At 46.4% G+C, this 21,978-nt stretch carries 20 protein-coding genes and 1 riboswitch; of the genes, 17 read left to right on the top strand and 3 right to left on the bottom strand.

The window, feature by feature from the left end:
- The first annotated feature begins 248 nt into the window (after nt 1–248).
- Both AAHF22_RS11045 and ychF read left to right on the top strand, forming a co-directional pair.
- Entirely contained in the window at nt 249–1,988 is a 1,740-nt protein-coding gene (locus AAHF22_RS11045; protein WP_347325062.1) for a methyl-accepting chemotaxis protein, read from the top strand.
- A 90-nt stretch (nt 1,989–2,078) separates the two neighbouring features.
- On the top strand, nt 2,079–3,179 hold the full coding sequence (ychF, locus tag AAHF22_RS11040; protein WP_347325061.1) for a redox-regulated ATPase YchF: 1,101 nt from the start codon (nt 2,079–2,081) through the stop codon (nt 3,177–3,179).
- A 245-nt stretch (nt 3,180–3,424) separates the two neighbouring features.
- Here the strand turns inward: ychF and AAHF22_RS11035 are convergent, their stop codons facing one another.
- From AAHF22_RS11035 to AAHF22_RS11025, 3 genes are all read right to left on the bottom strand, one after another.
- Nucleotides 3,425–4,426, bottom strand: coding sequence for a hypothetical protein (locus AAHF22_RS11035; protein WP_347325060.1), 1,002 nt, complete (start codon nt 4,424–4,426; stop codon nt 3,425–3,427).
- Between the two features lie 68 nt (nt 4,427–4,494).
- Nucleotides 4,495–5,496: a hypothetical protein gene (locus tag AAHF22_RS11030; RefSeq protein ID WP_347325059.1), complete on the bottom strand. Its 1,002-nt coding sequence runs from the start codon at nt 5,494–5,496 to the stop codon at nt 4,495–4,497.
- Nucleotides 5,497–6,414: 918 nt separating this feature from the next.
- Entirely contained in the window at nt 6,415–7,401 is a 987-nt protein-coding gene (locus tag AAHF22_RS11025) for an aldo/keto reductase (RefSeq protein WP_347325058.1), read from the bottom strand.
- Between the two features lie 522 nt (nt 7,402–7,923).
- Between AAHF22_RS11025 and prfA the strand changes: the two genes are divergently transcribed.
- The 15 genes from prfA to AAHF22_RS10950 all read left to right on the top strand — a co-directional run bounded on the left by prfA (nt 7,924) and on the right by AAHF22_RS10950 (nt 21,965).
- Nucleotides 7,924–8,991, top strand: coding sequence for a peptide chain release factor 1 (prfA, locus tag AAHF22_RS11020; RefSeq protein WP_347325057.1), 1,068 nt, complete (start codon nt 7,924–7,926; stop codon nt 8,989–8,991).
- Between the two features lie 24 nt (nt 8,992–9,015).
- Nucleotides 9,016–10,056, top strand: coding sequence for a N5-glutamine methyltransferase family protein (locus tag AAHF22_RS11015; RefSeq protein ID WP_347325328.1), 1,041 nt, complete (start codon nt 9,016–9,018; stop codon nt 10,054–10,056).
- Nucleotides 10,057–10,089: 33 nt separating this feature from the next.
- Nucleotides 10,090–11,277 carry an FtsW/RodA/SpoVE family cell cycle protein gene (locus AAHF22_RS11010; RefSeq protein ID WP_347325056.1) on the top strand — a complete coding sequence of 396 codons (1,188 nt, stop codon included), beginning with the start codon at nt 10,090–10,092 and terminating at the stop codon, nt 11,275–11,277.
- 552 nt (nt 11,278–11,829) lie between these two features.
- The gene (locus AAHF22_RS11005; RefSeq protein ID WP_347325327.1) at nt 11,830–12,882 is read left to right on the top strand and encodes an L-threonylcarbamoyladenylate synthase; all 1,053 of its coding nucleotides are present in this window, start codon (nt 11,830–11,832) and stop codon (nt 12,880–12,882) included.
- A gap of 532 nt (nt 12,883–13,414) precedes the next feature.
- Nucleotides 13,415–14,002: a low molecular weight protein arginine phosphatase gene (locus AAHF22_RS11000; RefSeq protein WP_347325055.1), complete on the top strand. Its 588-nt coding sequence runs from the start codon at nt 13,415–13,417 to the stop codon at nt 14,000–14,002.
- A gap of 225 nt (nt 14,003–14,227) precedes the next feature.
- Nucleotides 14,228–14,311, top strand: a riboswitch (ZMP/ZTP riboswitch).
- Nucleotides 14,312–14,482: 171 nt separating this feature from the next.
- Nucleotides 14,483–15,067, top strand: coding sequence for a TIGR01440 family protein (locus AAHF22_RS10995; protein ID WP_347325054.1), 585 nt, complete (start codon nt 14,483–14,485; stop codon nt 15,065–15,067).
- 69 nt (nt 15,068–15,136) lie between these two features.
- On the top strand, nt 15,137–16,387 hold the full coding sequence (gene glyA, locus AAHF22_RS10990) for a serine hydroxymethyltransferase (protein ID WP_347325053.1): 1,251 nt from the start codon (nt 15,137–15,139) through the stop codon (nt 16,385–16,387).
- 589 nt (nt 16,388–16,976) lie between these two features.
- The gene (gene upp / locus AAHF22_RS10985) at nt 16,977–17,606 is read left to right on the top strand and encodes a uracil phosphoribosyltransferase (RefSeq protein WP_322906469.1); all 630 of its coding nucleotides are present in this window, start codon (nt 16,977–16,979) and stop codon (nt 17,604–17,606) included.
- A gap of 20 nt (nt 17,607–17,626) precedes the next feature.
- Entirely contained in the window at nt 17,627–18,799 is a 1,173-nt protein-coding gene (gene wecB, locus AAHF22_RS10980) for a non-hydrolyzing UDP-N-acetylglucosamine 2-epimerase (protein ID WP_347325052.1), read from the top strand.
- 168 nt (nt 18,800–18,967) lie between these two features.
- A complete protein-coding gene (locus tag AAHF22_RS10975) occupies nt 18,968–19,213 on the top strand; it encodes an AtpZ/AtpI family protein (RefSeq protein WP_347325051.1) in 246 nt (81 codons plus the stop codon).
- A complete protein-coding gene (locus tag AAHF22_RS10970) occupies nt 19,206–19,625 on the top strand; it encodes an ATP synthase subunit I (protein WP_347325050.1) in 420 nt (139 codons plus the stop codon). The genes AAHF22_RS10975 and AAHF22_RS10970 overlap by 8 nt, the downstream gene beginning before the upstream one ends.
- Nucleotides 19,618–20,418, top strand: a complete 801-nt coding sequence (gene atpB / locus AAHF22_RS10965) for a F0F1 ATP synthase subunit A (protein ID WP_347325049.1) — start codon at nt 19,618–19,620, stop codon at nt 20,416–20,418. The genes AAHF22_RS10970 and atpB overlap by 8 nt, the downstream gene beginning before the upstream one ends.
- A gap of 145 nt (nt 20,419–20,563) precedes the next feature.
- The gene (gene atpE / locus AAHF22_RS10960; protein WP_188774165.1) at nt 20,564–20,788 is read left to right on the top strand and encodes a F0F1 ATP synthase subunit C; all 225 of its coding nucleotides are present in this window, start codon (nt 20,564–20,566) and stop codon (nt 20,786–20,788) included.
- 149 nt (nt 20,789–20,937) lie between these two features.
- Nucleotides 20,938–21,423: a F0F1 ATP synthase subunit B gene (gene atpF, locus AAHF22_RS10955; protein ID WP_347325048.1), complete on the top strand. Its 486-nt coding sequence runs from the start codon at nt 20,938–20,940 to the stop codon at nt 21,421–21,423.
- Nucleotides 21,420–21,965 (top strand): F0F1 ATP synthase subunit delta, encoded by a 546-nt coding sequence (locus tag AAHF22_RS10950; protein WP_347325047.1) that lies wholly within the window; start codon nt 21,420–21,422, stop codon nt 21,963–21,965. The genes atpF and AAHF22_RS10950 overlap by 4 nt, the downstream gene beginning before the upstream one ends.
- Nucleotides 21,966–21,978 lie beyond the last annotated feature (13 nt).

The following is a 21,978-nucleotide window of genomic DNA, read 5'->3' as shown; positions in this document are numbered from 1 at the left end:
AGCTTTTACGATAGTCTCAAACTATTTTCACTAAACGGACACATCAAGTTAAATCGATATTGCAGTACATTTTGACTATATTCTGCTGCATCAAATGATTATTACCCGAATTTTCTGAAATTTTACGACAAAAATCAACAAAATGAATAGATTGCTATACAAAATAAACTGCTTATCGTCGATAATAAATGGGTACTTTGAACTATTAGCCTATATCACAGGTATATACATCATAAGGAGGACAACAAGTGAAGAAGCATTCATTTATAAAATTGGGACTGCGCCCTAAACTATACTTAATTATTTTAGTGCCGCTACTGTTAATTTGTGGACTAACGATGTGGACGACACAGCTACTGATCCAGAAATCAGCTTTATCCACATTGCAGCAAAACAATCAAATGCTGGCGACCAATACGATCGCGCAACTTGATAAAAATGCGATTGAGCAAATGTACACCAGTGCGAATCCTGAGCAGAGCGCGCCATACAAAGAGCTGCGTGAGCGGCTAAACAATGTGCGTATGGAAACCGGGACGCTATACGTGTATATGTTCAAACGGGTGGATGACCACTGGCTTTACACCGTCGATGGTGCTGCATGGGATGATAAAAATTACAGCCCATACGATACCGAACTCCAGCTCGGCGCCGATCGTACATCCGCATTGCTGGCAGGAAAGGCGATCACCACGGATGTGTCCAACGATCCGGAGTGGGGCGAGTTATTTTCCACCTTTATGCCGATTCGTGATGATGCCGGTAAAGTAATCGGTTATCTCGGGATCGATATTTCAGCGAACACGGTCAATTCGGTTTACGCGGTAACGATCAAGGAAGCGTACAAGCTGGTCATTCCGATTTTTGCCGGTGTATTCATTCTTGCCGTTGTAGCGGCGATGCTGTTCATTCGCCGGATGTTACGACAGGTGAGAGAAATCAAGCATAGTATGGAAAAAGTAACAGCAGGCGATCTAACCGTTCCTTCCGAGCGTCTAACAGGTGACCAGCTGGGCGAAATTAGTGATCTGAACAATGCGATGATTCAGCATATTACCGGTATGATCGCGAGCATTCAGCACAGCTCCAAGACGCTTCAGCAATCATCCGGCTATATTGAAGAAGTGGCAGGTGGCACATTACGTCAGACCGAAGAATTGTCACGAGCGATTCAAGAAATTGCCAGTGGAGCCGGACAACAGGCAGAGCAAACGGAGCATTCGGTCGATCAATCGGCACGTCTTGGTGACATTATGGACGAGATCGGCACCTATGTGCATCAGTTTAGCGCGACAGCAGAGCAATTGACCAATGTTCGTAATACCGTTTTACATGAGCATGAATTGTTGTTAGCACAGGGCAAAGAAAGTGTAGCTAGCGTACAACAACTACAACAATTGTCCAGCACACTGGCGGAGAAATCGCGTGAAGCGGCTGGTATTAGTGGACAGGTGCAGGGGATCGTAAAACAAACACAGATTCTGGCGTTGAACGCTTCGATTGAAGCTTCGCGTGCAGGTGATGCGGGCAAAGGTTTTGCCGTCGTTGCCCATGAGATGGGGCAGCTTGCACAGCAATCCGGGGAATCGATTCGCGAGATTGATCGGATTTTAGGACATTTTGTAGAGCAGATTCGTCTCATTCATACCGAGTTTGAGCAAAGCTTGAGCGCTGCGGAGCAGCAGGAACATCGCATTACGGATTGTATGGAGTCATTTGAACAGGTTAGCCGTGTATCGGAAGATGTAGAGCGTCTGGCACGTGATCTGTCCAACAACACCGAGCGGATGCAGCATATCCGTCATGAGGTGGAGGAGCATCTGACCCATATCGCTGCAACGACTGAAGAGACATCCGCGATGACGGAAGAAGTGTCCGCAAGCGCAACGGAACAGCAGCAATCGGTAGCTGAATTGTCGGATATTTCGGGCGATCTAAACCGTCTTGCGGTGGATCTGAAAAAACAGGCGGAACAATTTATCGTTTAATCGTTTGCCACGCCTGAGGTTGTCATATATAATAGTGTGGAAATTCAGAAGAGTCTGTCACCAATTCAAATATAGGAGTTGTCAGCATAAATGGCTTTGAAAGCTGGTATTGTTGGATTGCCAAACGTCGGTAAATCCACACTTTTTAATGCAATCACGCAGGCGGGTGCCGAATCCGCTAACTATCCGTTTTGTACGATTGATCCAAACGTCGGTATCGTTGAAGTACCGGACGAGCGTCTGGACAAATTAACTGAACTCGTTGAACCGAAAAAAACCGTTCCAACCGCATTCGAATTTGTTGATATTGCTGGTCTGGTACGTGGCGCAAGTAAAGGCGAAGGTCTGGGTAACAAGTTCCTTGCGCACATTCGTGAAGTGGATGCGATCGTACACGTTGTTCGTTGTTTTGAAGATGAAAACATCACCCACGTTGATGGTAAAATCGATCCGATCAGCGATATCCAGACGATTAATCTGGAACTCGTACTTGCCGATCTGGACAGTGTAGAAAAGCGTATTGATCGTGCGAAGAAGAACATGAAGGGCGGCAACAAGCAGTACGCGCAAGAGATCGAAATTCTGGAACGTGTGAAGGAAACGTTATACAACGATATGCCTGCACGCAGCATGGAGCTGACCGAAGACGAGCGTCTGATTATCCGTGACCTGCATCTGCTGACGATGAAGCCTGTATTGTACGCAGCCAACGTGAGCGAAGATGGTGTAACCGAAGCGGATACCAATCCTTTCGTACTCAAAGTAAAAGAATTTGCCGCAGGCGAAAATGCTGAGGTTGTCCCAATCAGTGCGAAGGTGGAAGCGGACATTTCCGAACTGGACGATGAAGATCGTGCGATGTTCCTGGAAGAACTCGGGCTGCAAGAATCCGGTCTGAACCGTCTGATCAAAGCAGCGTATCGTCTGCTCGGTCTGTATACGTACTTCACAGCCGGTGTGCAGGAAGTGCGCGCATGGACAATTCGTAAAGGAACCAAAGCGCCTGGCGCAGCCGGTGTCATCCATAGTGACTTCGAACGCGGCTTTATCCGCGCTGAAGTTGTTGGCTATGAGGATCTGGTAAGCGCAGGTTCGATGAACGGCGCGAAAGAACGCGGTCAATTGCGTCTGGAAGGTAAAGAGTATGTCGTGAAAGACGGCGATGTGATGCATTTCCGTTTCAACGTATAACTTATAAATTAGAGAATCGCCATAGCGTTAGCAAACGCCATGCGTGAATAAATAAAAGCCTGATTGGCACAGCATGCGAAATGTAGAATTACATTTGCTGCGGGTCAATCAGGCTTTTTTATTGTGGATGTCGTGAATCGGAAAACAAAGGTTCCACTTACAACGCGTATTGAAAATGTAGCTTACAGATACAGCAGATGTGTATAACAGCTGGGGAGGACAGCAAAGCTACGGTTCATTTTGACTTACCGGGACGGCTTCATAAAGGGCAAATAAACTTCGTCTGTACTCGACAGCATCGGAATATCTTCAAACCGAACATAAGCTGAATGCTGACGCTCAGTTGAGGAGTCGAGATGTACGCGTCGATGAGCCTCATCCATTGAGAATAATAGCTGTCTCACAAACGAAAGCATGTTATTTCCATATAACGAATCTGAAAATTCAAAATGATATTGCCGGTAATAACCATTACCAATAACAATCATTTGATTGTGTTTTACGCCCAGAGTTGAAGTCATAATCTCTTTGTAGGAAAAAGCTGAAACGTAAAGCTGTCGAATATCAGTTAACGCCATCGTTGAGAACACAAATGGTTGATTTGGCTTTTTGGTACACATAACTAATTCATGGTCTGTAACGACTAACAGATGAAGCGGTGCATAATCCTCTTCTTTTTCTTGTTCCGTAAAGTTGATCGGATCTAAGGCATTTTGCTTAATGAACTTATTCCATTTGGATTCAATTACATTACCGTGAGCGGCACGAACAACTTCGTTAGGATGTAGTACACCGATCGAGTGTAGCTGTTTTGCTAAACGAATACAGTTTTCCATTTCAATAATGTCTGCCTTCAACTTGATGTGCGTGACGAGAATAAATACCACACCCAGCAATCCAAACAATAGAATCGACCAATCGAATGCATCACTGAGGCAAAACAAGATCATAGCAATCACATAGCTTACTAGAGAAAAATACATTAACTTCAATTTTGCCTTTTCGGAAATACGATAGTAGCTGAATCCCTTGCCTGTCTTGTAATTCTCCGTATGAGGATTGATAGTCAGGCTACGGATATAGGAAGGTGCAAAAGCGATGGATAAAGCAACAGCTAAGAAAAACATAATCCCGAATCCTGAGCTAGACCATGCGACTAATGCAAATAGCACTAGTGCAAACCACATCACTGAATTAAAAATATAAGCTTTCCACTCGCCACGCTGAATCTGGCGGAATCTTTTCACGATGAATGTTCCTCCTGAATAAATATAGGATCAATAGTCTGGTTATGATTTCCATTTCGCCACCTTAGTTATAGCGATTGCCGTACAAACGGCAAATAGTCCTCCTCGGTAGTCGACAACATCGGGAAATCATCCAGCGGCACATAATCCGGATGATCTCGTTCAGGCAGCCTATCCTCAGGGGCTGGCTGCATATATGCATTGTCCATACAGAAAAGCAGTTCCGATACAAACAGATGCAGAGCACTATATAGCTTATTGGAAAATTGGAAATGATACTGGTGACCTTCCCCATCGCCAATGACGATCATCTGTTTGTTCATCTTGGGACCAGACTCGCCGCCGATCTTTTTGTACGAAGCGCCGGATACATACAATTGCCGGATTTCGGTTAGTGGGATGGTGGAAAATACGAATTCCTCATCGGGATATTGTGTACACATTACCAATTCGTCGTCGGTAACGATTAACAGATGTAATGGCTCATACACGTCAGCCTGTTGTTCATCGATCCAGTCGATGGCGTCAGGCTCCTCCTGCTCGATCCGGACCCAGGCATGATACGGTACATTGCCATGTACCGCATAGATCCGTTCGTCTGGTGTTAATACGCCATACGAATACAGCAATTGTGCACAGGCGATTTGCGTGCGTATATCCCCATATGTTTTTTCTTTTAACCAGTAATAGGTGCCTGGAAAAAGAAATGCAACGACGATTCCATACAGAAATGTCCACCGATCAAAGCTGGCATCAAAGCAATACATAAAAAGCAAAATAACCGAGCAAGCAAAGCCTGTCCATATGAGTACCATTTTCGTTTTTTCGGGCATTCGGTAATACCAGAAACCTTTATGCGGTTCATAGTTGTACGTGCGAGCATTTTTCGTTAACGCCATGAGAGCGAAAACAAAATACACCGCGAATCCTACAACTGCCACGATAAATAAAAAGCGAAATCCACTGTGATACCATGCTGCCACGATTAGACTCGCCATGACGAGACAGCCTAACGAAGCCGTCAAATAACCATACCATTCCCCAAGCCGAATTTGACGAAAGGTGTGCATACCTACTCATCTCCTTTTTTAGTTCATTCTTGCCGATTTCATACGAACACATCTGTACAGACTTGCTATTTTTGCTAAGTTACTCCTTTTATTTATGTATATGGATGTGTTCTATTTTATTTATCGGCTGGCGGCATGAGATGTGTAATATAGAGTGCTAAGCAATATAGTGAGCATCGTGACGATTGCCATGCTGTAGCGATTATAACTATTGTACTGAGCATGAGGAATGTGGTCAGTACGAGCAGTAGGATAGGTAGGAGTATTGCAAGCTTGATCAACATTGTAATGAGTATGAACACTGTAATGAGTACGAAAAGTGTAACAGGTATGAACACTGTAGTAAGTACGAAGATTGTAGCAAGTATGAAGACTATAGCAAGTATGAAGACTATAGCAAGTATGAAGACTGTAGTAAGTATGAAGACTGTAGTAAGTATGAAGACTGTAGTAAGTACGAAGACTATAGTAAGTACGAAGACTGTAGCAAGTATGAAGACTGTAGCAAGTATGAAGACTGTAGCAAGTACGAAGACTGTAGCAAGTATGAAGATTGTAGCAAGTACGAATACTGTAGTAAGTACAAACATTGTAGTAAATATGACCCCTATAGTAAAAATGAATGATGTGTAGCCAAGCTTATATAACGGCTACGTAAAAAAGACGACAGGTTAAGAGATCACTCTCTACCCGCCGCCTTGTCTAGTTTATAATTCAAATAAGTTACAATATCTGTACAGTATCCATCTCTCAATTCTCAACTAATGCTCAACGTTATATGATGTGAACAGCTATTTACGGATACCAGCCTATCCGGTAGCGCTTATAGGCATAGTAGAACGAACCTATTTCGCAGACGATCGTCATTCATAAGCTGTTATTCTGACATTCGTTATATTGCAGTTTCACAATCAGCGCTTAATGGTTGAGTGTTTTCATACCATTTTGCTCATAACGCTCACCAGCTGCGATTCCTTTAGGTGCTGTAGCATCGATGCGCTGTAGTTCTTCTTTTGTAAATTGAATATGAACCGCACCGACATTTTCCAGCAAATATTTCGATTGTTTTGTGCCTGGAATCGGCACAATATCCTCACCTTGAGCGAGCAGCCAGGCGAGAGCAAGCTGCGAAGGAGCACAATTTTTCTCAGCGGCAATTTCACGAATGCGATCAACGAGATCCAGATTTTTCTGGAAGTTATCGCCCTGGAAGCGTGGGGAGAAGCGGCGGAAGTCATCTTCAGCCAGATCGTCAAACGAACGAATCTGCCCGGTCAGAAAGCCTCGTCCAAGCGGACTGTACGGTACAAAACCGATGCCAAGCTCACGGCATACCGGCAACACTTCATCCTCTACATCGCGGCTCCACAGTGAATATTCTGTTTGGAGCGCCGAGATCGGGAACACGGCATGCGCACGACGCAGTGTGTCTGGAGCCGCTTCTGACATACCAAGATAACGTACTTTGCCCTCGCGTACCAGTTCGCCCATTGCGCCAATCGTTTCTTCAATCGGTACATTCGGATCGACACGATGCTGATAATACAAATCGATCGTATCCACACCGAGTCGTTTCAAACTTTTCTCACACGCTTCACGCACGTATTCCGGCTTGCCACTAATGCCCAGATAAGAACCGTCTTCTCCGCGTACATTGCCAAATTTCGTTGCGATCACGACTTCATCTCGGTGCTGGCGAATAAAAGGGCTGATAAATTGCTCATTTTCCCCGTTGCCATACATATCTGCCGTATCGAAAAAAGTAATACCGCTATCCAGTGCAGCGTCCAGCGTGCGAAGTGATTCCTGCTCATCACGACTGCCATAAAATTCTGACATGCCCATACAACCTAGACCAAGACGAGACACAAGCAATCCTTGTTGACCTAATGCAACTTTTTCCACTTGTACAACCTCCTCAATAATTTATGGATATGCGCTGAAGCAGACCAGATGAAGGAATAGCAGTAGCATGATGTATGTGCAGCTGTCCAACAGTCTTAGTATAGATAACCCGTAGGAACAGAAGCAAACAGGCTATCCGATATTAAAATTAAGCTCATACTGTGTCATAATGTAGCCAGTCTGATGAAGCGGATTGTGAACAGGTCACTGCTTCATTCCCATTCCGATCGGATACGTAGACTGTCCAATATAGCGGTTATTCAAACGGTTCCATTTGCAATAAAAACTAATGCTAGTTTGCAATAAAAAATAATGCTAGTTCGTTGATTTAAGGATAGGAAATTGTGATATTCTGTGCTATAATCAAGAGTCGTAACCTTGTATTTTTGTGCATTCGTCATTGGAGTCATGAATCGGTAGAATGCTGTCAGAAGCAGGGTTTTTCTTTATATACAATTTTTTAGATAAGCCGTTTCGGCTCATGTATTCCAAGCAAATGAACAACTAAAGAGGTGGTTACCCATGTTAGATCGTTTACAGGCTTTAGCAGACCGTTATGATAAATTAAGTGAATTGTTGTGTGACCCAGACGTGGCAAGCGATTCCAAACGTTTGCGTGATTATTCCAAAGAGCAGTCGGATTTGCAGCCGACCTATGAAGCATACATTGAATACCGTAAAGTAACGGAAGAACTGGATGCCGCCAAACAACTGCAAGGTGAAAAGCTCGATGATGAGATGCGTGAGATGGTCAAGTTCGAGATTGATGAGCTGTCCGCACGCAAAACAGAACTTGAGGAATTGATCCATATTTTACTGCTGCCCAAAGACCCGAACGATGATAAAAACGTTATCGTGGAAATTCGTGGCGCAGCTGGTGGGGATGAGGCAGCATTGTTTGCAGCTGATCTGTACCGGATGTATACACGTTTTGCTGATACACAGGGCTGGAAAGTGGAAGTGCTGGATACGAACGTTAGCGATCTAGGCGGTTTTAAAGAAGTAACATTTTTGATCAATGGACGCGGTGCATACAGCAAACTGAAATTTGAGAGTGGCGCACACCGTGTACAGCGTATCCCAACGACCGAATCCGGCGGACGGATTCATACGTCCACTTCGACGGTAGCTGTCATGCCAGAAGCGGAAGAAGTCGATATCGAGATTCATGATCGTGATATTCGCGTCGATACATTTTGTTCCAGTGGTGCGGGCGGTCAGTCCGTTAATACGACCAAATCGGCGGTGCGTGTTACCCATATGCCGACCGGTATTATGGCAACATGTCAGGATGGCAAATCGCAAAACTCCAACAAAGAAAAAGCACTGCAAGTACTGCGCGCACGTATTTCCGATATGATGCGTCAGGAAGAAGAAGCCAAATATGCCGGCGAGCGCAAAAGTAAAGTAGGTACAGGTGATCGCAGTGAGCGTATCCGTACCTACAACTTCCCGCAAAGCCGTGTAACTGATCACCGTATCGGTTTGACCCTGCACAAGCTGGATCAAGTGATGAACGGCGAGATTGAAGAAATTGTCTCCGCGCTGACGCTGGCTGAACAAGCCGATCTGATGGCAAAAGAGGCGTAAGCTTTGACACTGATATCCTTTACGATGAAGCCGCAACAAAGCATACGAGAAGCCTATGTTGAGGCTTCTTCTTTTTTCAGACAGCATGAGGTGATGGAGCCGGAGTCCAACGCAAGATTGCTGCTGGAATGGGTGCTTGGGTTGTCTGGCGCACGATATTATATGGCATTGCCGGACCCGTTCCCAGCCGAATGTCAGGCGGCATGGGAAGAGGCGGTTCGGCGCAAGGCAGCAGGCGAGCCGGCACAGTATATTATCGGGGAACAGGAATTTTACGGTGAGGTGTTCAAAGTAACACCAGCTGTACTAATTCCACGTCCTGAAACGGAGCTGCTGGTCGAAGCGGTTGTCGAACTGGCGTCCAGGTCAGTCGATATACACTTGGATACAAATGAAGCACACACTTCGTCTTTAGTAGAGCAGGATCAATTGTTCCACGGGGAACGTTTGTCTCATAGAAGCGAATCTACTCCGGTGTCAGCTGCGATGGAATGCACTCATGAAGCAGATCAGACAGCATGGGGAACAGATCATGTAGATGATGTGAAACATAGTGCACGTCGCTGCGTATGTGTCGATATCGGAACCGGTAGTGGAGCGATTGCGCTCACATTAGCACGGCTTTGTCCGGAATGGGAGCTGTGGGCGAGCGATATTTCGCCGGAGGCGCTTGAGATTGCGCAGCATAACAGTGAGCGTCAGGGTGTATCGATCGGCTGGAAGCAGGGCAATCTGCTGGAGCCATTTACGGGTTGTTCCGTAGACATTGTAGTATCCAATCCACCGTATATTCCGGATGCGGATATCGCTGAACTGCAACCGGAAGTGCGCGAGCATGAGCCGTTGACTGCGCTGGCAGGTGGACCGGATGGACTTGGACCGTATCGCATCATGATGTCGCAGCTGTCGCTACTAGCAGGGCAACCGCGTATGGTTGCGTTTGAATTAGGTATGGGGCAAGCGCAAGATGTAGCACAAATGGTTCGTGAAGCAGGATACCCGAAGATTCATATCATCAAGGACCTTGCAGGCATTGAGCGGCATGTGATTGGGATGCTGGAGTAGGTGTCGCAGGGCTAAACGGAAAAGGGGACAGAAATGATCACGAAGCTGAAGCGGATCGATTGGACACTTTTTACGATTCTTTTGATATTGATGGCGACAAGCCTGGTCGTGATTTATAGTGCGACCCATTCGAGTGCGAAGTTTGGTGATTCTACCAGCAAGATGGCGATGTATTATGTGCTGGGGTTTGTTGTATTTTTCGTTATGGCTTTTGTTGATTACCGCTTCTGGCTAAAATATGCAATGTATATTTATATTGTCGGTCTGGTGCTATTGATGCTCGTTATGGTCGTCGGTAAAACGCTCAACAATGCGCAAGGCTGGCTCAATTTTGGCGGAATTAGTTTACAGCCAGCAGAGCTATTCAAAATGGTGCTGATCATGTTCTTGTCGGTGCAATTAGCGAGTAAGCGCAAGCTTAAGCTAGGTTTCTGGCGCGACATTACACCGCTGTTGGGCATTACCTTGATTCCATTTGGACTCGTTATGGTGCAAAATGACCTCGGTAATGCACTCAGCTATCTGATCATTATGATGGCACTGCTCTGGATCGGTAATATGAAATACACACAGGCGGCACTGATTACATTGCTGGCGATTACGATGGTGATCGTCGGTATTCGCAGCTATGTAGCCTATCACGACAATATCGAAACGTATTTGAAAAACGTAAACCGTGAGCACTGGATGGAACGGATCGATCCGTGGCTCATGCCGGATGAAGCGACCGAAAAGGCGATTTATCATACACGTAACGCCAAGCTGGCGATCGCATCAGGCGGTCTTGGTGGAGAAGGTTATATGAAAGGCAGCTCGGTACAAGCAGAACGTGTACCGCTAACGTACTCGGATTCGATCTTTGTCGTCGTTGCGGAGGAGTTCGGTTTTGTCGGTGCAGCTGTGCTATTATTGCTATATTTCACACTAATCCATCGCCTTGTGCTTGTATCACTGGAATGTCGGGAGCGTGCAGGGCCATATTTGATCATCGGTATTGTGGCGATGCTGCTATATCAAATTTTCGAAAATATCGGCATGTTTATCGGATTAATGCCATTGACCGGAATTACGCTGCCATTTATTAGCTTTGGCGGTACTTCGCTGCTAATGAATATGGCATGTATGGGACTGGTGATGAGTATTCGTGTGCACAGTCAGGTGGACGCGGACGAACTGTCGGTTGAAACGACAGAGCGTTATACTAGTCGGACTGCACAATAATGAATCGGATGTGAAAACTTGAATATTGCTCGCCATAGCAACTATAACAAGTGGTTCAAACTTTGTGTTCAAGACAGTTTATCGTTCAAAACATTCAAAACATTCAAAACATTCAAAACATTCAACACATCGCTGACAAGTCATAAAGATACGTTTACGAAGATCATAGGGTTAAAAGTGGGGACTACACGATATGGATCTGTATTATGTATCAGTCACCAGCGCTAAACGTCAATCGAAATTCAAACGCAAGCAGGACGGAAAAAGGAGAACCCGGCGCAGCCTGTGGCTCTCCTTTTCGCGTTGTAATTTTGGATTGCATGGTTTGATGAAGCGACCGTATTATAGGCGATATATAGTGATCGTGTGAAGGCTGATAATCCGAGCAATCGCAACTAGCAATCACCCATCAGCAGCTAGTAACAAGCAACGATAGCTCATGTATATTTTAATGATAACGCACACTCATTTTTAATTGAGTTTGAAAGGAGGTTCATCCGCATGGAAAATCATACTAAGCAATCTACCGATCAAGAGGCAGTTGGTGTATCAATGCAGCGTTGGTCTGCACTTGATCCGACTGAGAAAAGCGCTTCACTGCAAGAAGCGGGAGCTGTACTGTCATCCGGTGGAATTGTCGCTTTTCCAACCGAAACGGTATACGGACTTGGCGCAGATGCACGTAACACAGCTGCGGTAGAAGCCGTATTTGCAGCGAAAGGCAGACCGTCGGACAATCCGCTGATCGTCCATATTTCGCAGCAAAATCAACTGCAATCGCTAGTGCAGCGTGTGTTGCCAATGGAGCAGCAATTGATGGATACATTCTGGCCGGGTCCGCTCACACTTGTTATGCCGGTAATTGATGGGGCATTATCAGCGCGTGTCACTGCCGGACTGGATACGGTAGGCGTGCGTATGCCGGATCATCCCATCGCCTTAGCGCTCATTACCGCAGCGGCTTGTCCACTGGCAGCACCAAGTGCGAACCGTTCCGGTCGTCCAAGTCCAACCACCGCAGCGCATGTTGCCGACGATCTAGCCGGACGTATCGATGGTATCGTAGATGGGGGTAGCGCTGGAGTTGGTGTGGAATCAACTGTCATTCAGGTACAGGAAGATGGTCATATTATCATCTTACGTCCCGGCGGTATTACACGTGAGCAGCTATTAACGGTAGCGGATCATGTGGAACTTGATCCTGCATTGTCCGATGTGGCAGCAGAAACAGCACCGCGTGCCCCTGGCATGAAATATACGCATTACGCACCTAAAGGCAACATGAGCATTGTGACGGGCGATCATTTAAACGAAGTGGCGGTTTTTATGCAGGAGCAGCTTGTTATGGCACAGGAACGCGGTGAACGGACAGGTGTGCTCGTGTTTGATGAGGATGAGACGATATACGACGGCTCGTTACGGCTGACGCTTGGAAGTCTGTCACGCCCAGAGGAAGCAGCCAGTCGACTGTATGGACATTTGCGTCAGTTTGACGAAGCAGAAGTCACTTTTATTCTGGCACAGGGCTGCGCTGAGCAAGGGGTAGGACTGGCAGTAATGAATCGACTGTACAAGGCAGCGGGCGGTCAGTTCATTCGGGTATAAGGAATGGCATAGTGATCCATTCATTCGCATAGAAGACATCCGCATAGAAAACACCTTATGTATGTGTAAGAAAATTTATATGTACAAGTTGTAAAGCTATAAGAGAAAGTCATAAGAAATTTGAAAGATACAGTTTGGAAAAGATATACAAATAAGAAACTTGAGGTTAGGACATGTACGCAAACACATCTACGTGTAAGTAGCTCTTCACTATGCAAAGGCGATAAGGTGCAAGAACGACTTACCGTGTTAGCGAATTTCTCACACGACGTTCAGTGAAGAGTGATTTTCGCGGTAGCAAAATATATTACTATACTCCACATCACCCAACCAACTTCATCATGGGCAACGATCTATACGATTATCCGTCGCCCCTATTTACGATATTGCTCATATATACATTTTACTAATTACTGATCGATCGGATCGTGGTGTACACACACAGAGTTTGATATAATACATTCACGGATGAAAGCCTTATTAAATCTTATTCAAGGCAATTCCGAATGACAAAGGAACGGGAGGCAGGAGCATGCACCATATTTTATTCGTATGTACCGGCAATACCTGCCGGAGTCCGATGGCAGAAGGTTTTATGCGCAAGCTGGCAAAAGAACGCGGCATCCCTGTCGAGGTTCGTTCTGCCGGTGTAGCGGCTATGGATGGCATGTCCATGTCCAGACATGCAGAAGCCGTGCTGCGCGATCACCAGATTCAAGATCAAATTACATCCTCGTCACTACAAGCGGATGTACTGGAATGGGCAGATTTGGTGCTAACACTCACTGCAAGCCACAAACAAAACGTACTCGCTCGTTTCCCAGCGGCCGCAGGGAAAGTATATACACTCAAAGAATATGCTGAAAGCGATGAACGCGTTCTGCATGAACTCGAAGAACTGGATCGCCTGTACGCGTCCATCGAGATCCGGCGTTCACTCGGCGAAGCGATCGATTCAAGCGATTTTGAACGATTGATCGAAATGCAACAACGCATGCCCAGCTTCGACATCGTCGACCCATTCGGCGGCACCCGCGACGACTACGAAATCGCCGCCGCCGACATCCGCTCCGCCCTGGAAAAGCTACTCGACAAACTCGAAGCCTACCGCCCGCGCTAATTAGATATTGCGATTTTGAATAATGATATAGATTATGTATAGATTATGTATAGATCACTTCATGTTTATCTCATCTATAGGGCTTGAGTGTATGTATAATGCAATTAGCATAATAGTGCTCAATCAAGGATGATGCTCTATTGCATTCATCCAAACAACAATAATAAAATTTCAACTACTATGTTGATTTTACAAAAAACATGGCTTATGATGAAAACACAAGGACAGATCCGATGTAACTGGCGACAAGAGTGGAGCTTAACCACGATGGAGCATCGGAACATACGGCCGGTCGCCTGGGCAAAGAGCAGATGCGCATATTAATGTGCATCCTGCTCTTTTTTGTTCTTTTGCACATTTTACAAACGACGGTCGCCGTTGTCTTATGTCCGCGCTATAATGATAGAGGAAGCGACAGGCTCTAACGAGTCTGCCGACTGCAAATCGTTCAACTGGACGCTGCACAAGGAGGCTCATCTGATGGAGAACAATGAGAAGATCGGCACCATTCGGAGCGATGCGGCCCGCATTGCCCGTGAAGTAGCCAGTGCTGCCAAACTTGGGCCGAACCATATGCTGGTAATCGGCGCCAGTACAAGTGAGATCGCTGGACAGCATATTGGCACATCCGGTACGCTGGATATTGCTCAGGAGCTAGTTGAGGGCATACGCGAAGTACAGCAAGAGTTTGGTTTTCAGCTTGCTTTTCAATGCTGTGAGCATTTGAATCGCGCGCTCGTTGTCGAGCGTGAGACGCTGGAACGCTATCGACTGGATGAAGTTGCGGCTGTACCGGTACCGAAAGCAGGCGGTTCTATGGCTGCTTATGCGTATCGCACGATGGCTGATCCCTGTCTGGCAGAGACGATTGAAGCGCATGCCGGCATCGATATCGGTGAAACACTGATCGGTATGCATCTAAAACGAGTCGCTGTACCGTATCGCACCGAGCTGCGTTATCTTGGCGAAGCAAGAGTGACAGCGGCACGAACACGACCGAAGCTGATTGGCGGCGAGCGTGCAGTGTATGCACCGATGCCAACCGTGGAAGGAACTTGTGATTGATGCGGCGTGTGATTACGCATGACCGCTTATTATTTTAAATGATAAATAATGATCAGGGGGAAATGAACAATGATGGAGCAATTGAGAAACAGCGATCCTGCCGTACTGGAAGCAATGGGACTGGAACTGAAACGTCAGCGTGACAATATCGAGCTGATCGCTTCCGAAAATATCGTGAGCGAAGCGGTTATGGAAGCGATGGGTTCCGTATTGACGAACAAATACGCAGAAGGCTATCCAGGCAAACGTTATTATGGTGGCTGTGAGCATGTGGATATCGTCGAGGATATCGCACGCGATCGTGCCAAAGAACTGTTTGGCGCAGAACATGTTAATGTACAGCCACACTCTGGCGCACAGGCGAACATGGCTGTTTATCTCGCTGCACTCAAACCAGGCGATACGGTTCTTGGTATGAATCTGGCGCATGGCGGTCACCTCACACACGGTAGCCCGGTGAATGCATCCGGCTTGCTGTACAACTTCGTGGCTTATGGCGTGCGTGAAGATAACTTCCTGATCGATTATGATGAAGTTCGCAAAGCAGCATTCAAGCATCGCCCTCGTCTGATCGTCGCTGGTGCAAGTGCATACCCGCGCACGATTGATTTCGAAGCACTTGCTTCGATCGCTAACGATGTAGGCGCGCTGTTCATGGTCGACATGGCGCATATCGCAGGTCTGGTTGCGGCAGGCGAGCATCCAAGTCCGGTGCCACATGCCCACTTTGTAACAACAACGACGCACAAAACGCTGCGCGGACCGCGCGGTGGTCTGATCATGTGCCGTCAACCGTGGGCTGCTGCGATCGACAAAGCGGTATTCCCGGGTACACAGGGTGGCCCATTGATGCATGTTATTGCTTCCAAGGCGGTTGCTTTTGGTGAAGCATTGCAACCATCGTTCAAAACCTATGCACAGCAAGTTGTGAAAAATGCTAAAGTTCTGGCAGACACACTCATAGCAGAAGGATTGACGATCGTATCCGGTGGTACAGACAATCACCTGATGCTCGTTGACACACGTAGCGTAAACATCACAGGTAAAGAAGCCGAGCATGTACTTGATTCGATCGGCATCACAACGAACAAAAACGCGATTCCATTTGACCCAACTAGTCCATTTGTGACGAGTGGTATCCGTCTGGGTACACCAGCGGCAACTTCCCGTGGTATGGATGAGCCTGCAATGGAGCAAATCGCTAAAATTATCGCTGCTACACTGAAAGCACCAAAAGACGAAACGGTACTCGCTCAAGCTCGCAAAGATGTAGCAGAACTGACGTCCCGTTTCCCTCTATACGAGCAAGTAAAATACTAATCGTCTACTCATCGTCGATTAACTGAACTAGCCCGCGATCAACCAACAGAAGCTTTTTGTTGGGATCGCGGGCTATTTGGCAAGATTGGCTTTTCGCGCCAGAATGGAGTGCTCCATATTATTTGCTGTCCGTATCCGTTATTTTCATGTATAATATGACAAAAAAAGGATATTGGAAAGAATACAGTTATCGTAGCATAGTAGCCGTTCTTTCTATAAAAAGCCGAATTAGTCGGCATGATAATAGGTGCTCCAAGCCCGCAACTTTTTCCAATAAATTTTTTTGAAAAAATTAAAATAATTTACCCCATTCAAGCCATTTACTATTATAATAGTAAAGACTGGGTGAATTCAGTAGGATTGCGCTATCATTTGGAAATTGTAAGCGTTATACTACCAGATTCGAGAATTGCATGAATTCAGTAGAGTTGCTGATGAAATTGACCTGAGGTAATGATATAATAGACAAGATTTACGGGGGAAAGCATGTACCCCGGTCCTTAATCGTGTGCAGTATGTCTGTGGTTACATATGCAATACAGAGGGACTTACTATTGTTATTATTGAACATATACCGGAGGGACAAATCATGGCAAAACTGGTGATATGCGATCACCCTTTAATTCAACACAAGCTCACATTCATTCGTGATGTGAACACGAACACGAAGGAATTCCGCGAGCTTGTTGATGAAGTGGCTACCTTGATGGCGTACGAGATTACGCGCGATATTCCACTCGAGCCAATTCCAGTGGAAACTCCTGTTGTAAAGACAGAAGGTAAAGTGATTTCTGGACGGATGCTTGGACTCGTTCCGATTTTGCGTGCTGGACTCGGCATGGTTGATGGCGTACTGAAGCTGCTGCCCGCAGCGAAAGTAGGACATGTAGGATTGTTCCGCGATCCACAAACGCTGCAACCTGTAGAATATTACGTGAAACTGCCGACAGACGTGCAGGAGCGTGAATTGATCGTGATCGATCCAATGCTAGCAACTGGCGGTTCTGCGATTGCTGCAATCGATGTGCTCAAGAAGCGTGGCTGTACACAGATCAAAATGATGAACCTGATTGCTGCGCCTGAAGGTGTCAAAGCGGTACAAGATGCTCACCCTGATGTGGACATTTATGTAGCTGCACTGGATGAGCGTCTGGATGATCATGGCTACATCGTACCAGGTCTGGGCGATGCCGGCGACCGTCTCTACGGAACTAAATAAAGCGAGGTATAACCATTATCATGAAGAAAATTAAAGTAATGACGATTTTTGGCGTACGTCCTGAAGCGATCAAGATGGCACCGCTCATTCTTGAGCTTCAAAAACATCCCGAGCATATTGAATCGGTTGTATGTGTAACAGCGCAACATCGTCAAATGCTTGATCAAGTATTGGAAGTGTTCAATATTACGCCGGATTACGATCTGGATGTGATGAAGGACCGTCAAACATTGAATGAAATTTCCATCCGTGTGCTGCAAGGTTTGGAGCCTGTGCTGCGTGAAGCAAAGCCGGATATCGTGCTGGTACATGGCGATACACTGACTACATTTCTCGCAAGCTATGCTTCATTCATGCAGCAGATCAGCGTAGGTCATGTTGAAGCCGGACTTCGTACATGGAACAAAATGTCGCCTTATCCGGAAGAGATGAACCGTCAGCTGACCGGTGTGCTTGCCGATCTGCATTTCTCGCCGACTTCGGTGTCCGCAGGCAATCTCCATAAGGAGAATAAGCTTGCGTCAAGCGTGTATATCACAGGCAACACGGTAACGGATGTGTTTCAATATACTGTACAGGCTGATTACACACACCCTGTATTGCAATGGGCAGAAGGCAAGCGCCTGATCCTGATGACGGCTCATCGCCGTGAATCTCAGGGCGAGCCGCATCGCAATATTTTCCGTGCTGTAAAGCGTATTGCTGATGAGTTTGAGGACGTAGCGATTGTATATCCGGTTCATCCAAGCCCTGCGGTGAAGGAACCTGCTTATGAAATTCTCGGTAACCATCCACGCATCAAGTTAATCGATCCAATGGATGTCGTTGATCTGCATAACTTTTATCCGCATACCCATTTGATTTTGACGGACTCTGGCGGTTTGCAAGAGGAAGCTCCTTCATTTGGTGTGCCGGTACTCGTATTGCGTGATACAACAGAGCGTCCGGAAGGAATTGACGCAGGTACACTTGAACTGGTCGGTACAGATGAAGCGAAGATTTACGAGCGTGCACATGCGCTGCTTACCGATGGAGAGCAGTATGCTTCGATGAGCGAAGCGGCGAACCCATACGGTGATGGACAGGCGTCCAAACGAATTGTCAATGCGATTTTGCACCATTACGGCATTTTAGAAGAACGTCCTGAAGAATTTCACACAACGTTCAAAAAAGGCTCTGAAGCCGTCTTGTGAAAAAGCGGATTGCAGTATACAGTGGTACTGTAGGGTACGTGCGGTTAATCGTGCAGTATCAAGTAATGATTCGTGAAGACTTTGCGTTAAAGTGCTAAAGCGAAATGGTTTGACAAAGACTTGAACGATTCAGTACAATGAACTGGGATTCCGAGGGTGGAGTGTGTAATGACAGAACAACAACCGCACAAACCGGATCGTTCATCGCCCTGGAAGGCGGTTGGACTGGTCGGTGCAATTGGCATCGATCTGACTGTATGTACACTCGCCGGATTCTGGTTCGGCTCCTGGCTGGATCGCCTATGGAATGGTTCTGGAATCGGGATCGCTGTAGGCGTGCTTGCAGGGTTGGCTGTAGGAATCGTAGGCATCATTGTCATTATTAAGAAAATAGTGGGGGACCCGAATGAATGAAATACCAAGTTACATTTATTGGCTGACCCGGACCACCTTTGGTTTTCTTGCCCTTTGCTTTGTAGCTGTCGCTATTCTTCCAGACTATCGTTCGATTGCTTTCGGTCTGATTGTAGGTTCTGCAGTCAGCTTTGTGAATACAAAGTATCTGGCACGTAAAGTACAGAAAATGACCGATGAAGCAGCAAGCGGCACAGGGAAAAGATTCAAAGGCTTGGGCTTTGCGCAGCGGGCGGCTTTTTCGATCGGGGCTGTTATTTTAGCCGTCGAATTTCCGCAAATATTTGAGATTCATGCTCTTGCAGGCAGTCTAGTATTTGCACCATTTGCGCTTGTCGTTATCGGCTTTATCCTTTCTCGTCGCGAAAGTAAGTCAGAGTCCGACAACGAAAGGGGTGAGAAAAATGCATGAAGCACCGATAGTTCAGATTGGAAATTTAAAGTTTGACCTTGCCCTGATTCTAACCGTAATTGTAAGTGGTATCATTGTATTCGCACTGGCGAAGCTGGCCACCCGCAATCTGTCTGTAGAGAATCCAGGCAAACTGCAAAACTTTATGGAATGGGTAGTTGAATTTGTACAGGGTTTGATCTCCAGTACAATGGACTACAAAAAGGGAGCACCGTTCTTGTCGCTCGGTCTGACACTGATTATGTTCATCTTCGTCAGTAATATGCTCGGTCTACCGCTTGTCATTCCGTTCAAGTATACAGACCCTGCCGCAGCGAATTTCTTCGGTTTGCCGCTCACAACGGTTCTCGATGGTCTGAATTCAGGCAAAGAGTATGTGGAGGTAGGCTGGTGGAAATCACCAACTGCTGATGCTGCATCCGCGATGGGACTGGCACTGATCGTATTCGTTCTGGTTCACTTCCTAGGTATTGTGAAGAATCCGAAGCACTATTTCGGTCACTACTTTAAACCGTTCTTCTTCTTCTTCCCAATTAACCTGATCGAGCAGTTCTCCAAACTGTTGACACACGGAATGCGTCTATTCGGTAATATTTTTGCCGGTGAGGTTCTAATTTCCGTATTGCTCAAAATGTCGACACTGTGGTTTGGAGCGGGAGCGATCGCTTCGATTCTCGGCTTGATCGTATGGCAAGGATTTAGTATCTTTGTTGGTGTAATCCAAGCTTTTGTATTCACCATTCTGGCTATGGTATACATATCGCAATCGCTGGAGACGGATGAGGATCATTAACTCATTATCGACTTTGGAGAGCGCATTTTGAATAGCGTGGTCTGATGGTTTTTTGTAACTGGTTTCACAGTTCGGAAGTTGGATATCCCTTCATACCGGGCTCAACATAAATAATAATTCACACACTCTAAGGAGGATTTTTTCAATGGGAGCATTAGCATTTCTGGCGGCAGCTATCGCCGTAGGTTTGGGCGCATTGGGCGCAGGTATTGGTAACGGTCTGATCGTAAGTAAAACGGTAGAAGGTATCGCTCGTCAACCGGAAGCGAAATCCACACTGCAAACGGTAATGTTTATCGGTGTAGGTCTGGTAGAGGCCCTGCCAATCATCGGTGTCGTACTGGCGTTCATTTTCTACGCTGCTGCATAAACAAAGAACAAATGAACTGGCGGGGAAGGCCACAGCCATCCGCGCCTTCTTTTTAGCGTATGTGTGCGTGAAGTCATAGGATTCGGCTAGATTCTTCATTAATATCATGTTATTTCGATTTGGAAGTTTCGGGGAAGGAGTGAACTGATTTGCATTTTGAATGGACTAACCTTGTGATCGTGATCGTTGCGTTTCTGATCCTGTACTGGCTCTTGAACCGTTATGCATTTGGTCCGCTGTTTTCGGTGATGGAAAAGCGCCGTGAACTGATCAAGCAGCAAATGGACGAAGCAGCTCAGACGCGCAATCAGGCAACTCAATTTGTAGAAGAACAAAAAGCAGCGTTGCAACAAGCACGTAAAGATGCGCAGGATATTATCGAGCAAGCTCGTCAAACGAGCAATAGCCAGGCTGAACAACTGATCAACCAGGCAAAAGAAGAGTCGTTGCGTCTTAAACATGAGGCTGCACGCGATATCGAAACTGAGAAAAACAAAGCCGTGGCTGCACTGCGCAGTGAAATCGGTGCTGTCTCCGTACAAATCGCTTCCAAAGTATTGCAAAAAGAAGTTGATCCGAAAGCGCAGGAGCAACTCGTGGATAACTACTTGAAAGATGTAGGGATCAGACAATGAGCCGGGATACTGTAGTATCATCCCGCTATGCAAAGGCACTTTTTGAAGCGGCGTCCGATCAAGGACGTGTAGAAGAGACAGGTCAGGAACTTAAAGCCGTTGTTGATGCGCTTACGGCGGATCATGATTTCCGTAATTTTATCGCGACACCGAATATATCGCTCGCCGATAAGGAAAAAGTGCTGGGAAATGTCTTCACAGGCAAAATTTCCGATGCGCTGCTTCGCACACTGCTGCTGCTCATTGAGCGCGGTCGGTATGAGGTGTTTCCGGAACTGCTGAGCAGCTACAACAATATTGTAAGCAGAACGCTCAACATTGCGGATGCACGTGTCTATACCCCGTTTCCGCTCACAGAGCAGGAGCAGGCAGAAGTTGCAGCAACTTTTGGTCAATTATCGGGCAAGCGTCTTCGTATACAAAATGTAATTGATGAGTCATTGATCGGCGGACTCAAAGTAGTCATCGGCGATAAGCTGTATGACGGCAGCGTCTCCGGCAAACTGGAGCGTCTGGAAAAGTCTTTTCGGAGACAAGCATAAGAGACAGGAGGGA

Source organism: Paenibacillus wenxiniae (assembly GCF_039822605.1).
In the GTDB taxonomy this organism is placed as follows: Bacteria; Bacillota; Bacilli; order Paenibacillales; family Paenibacillaceae; genus Saccharibacillus; species Saccharibacillus wenxiniae.
Note: the sequence above shows the minus strand (reverse complement) of the source record. Positions and strands in the feature narration are given on the sequence as shown.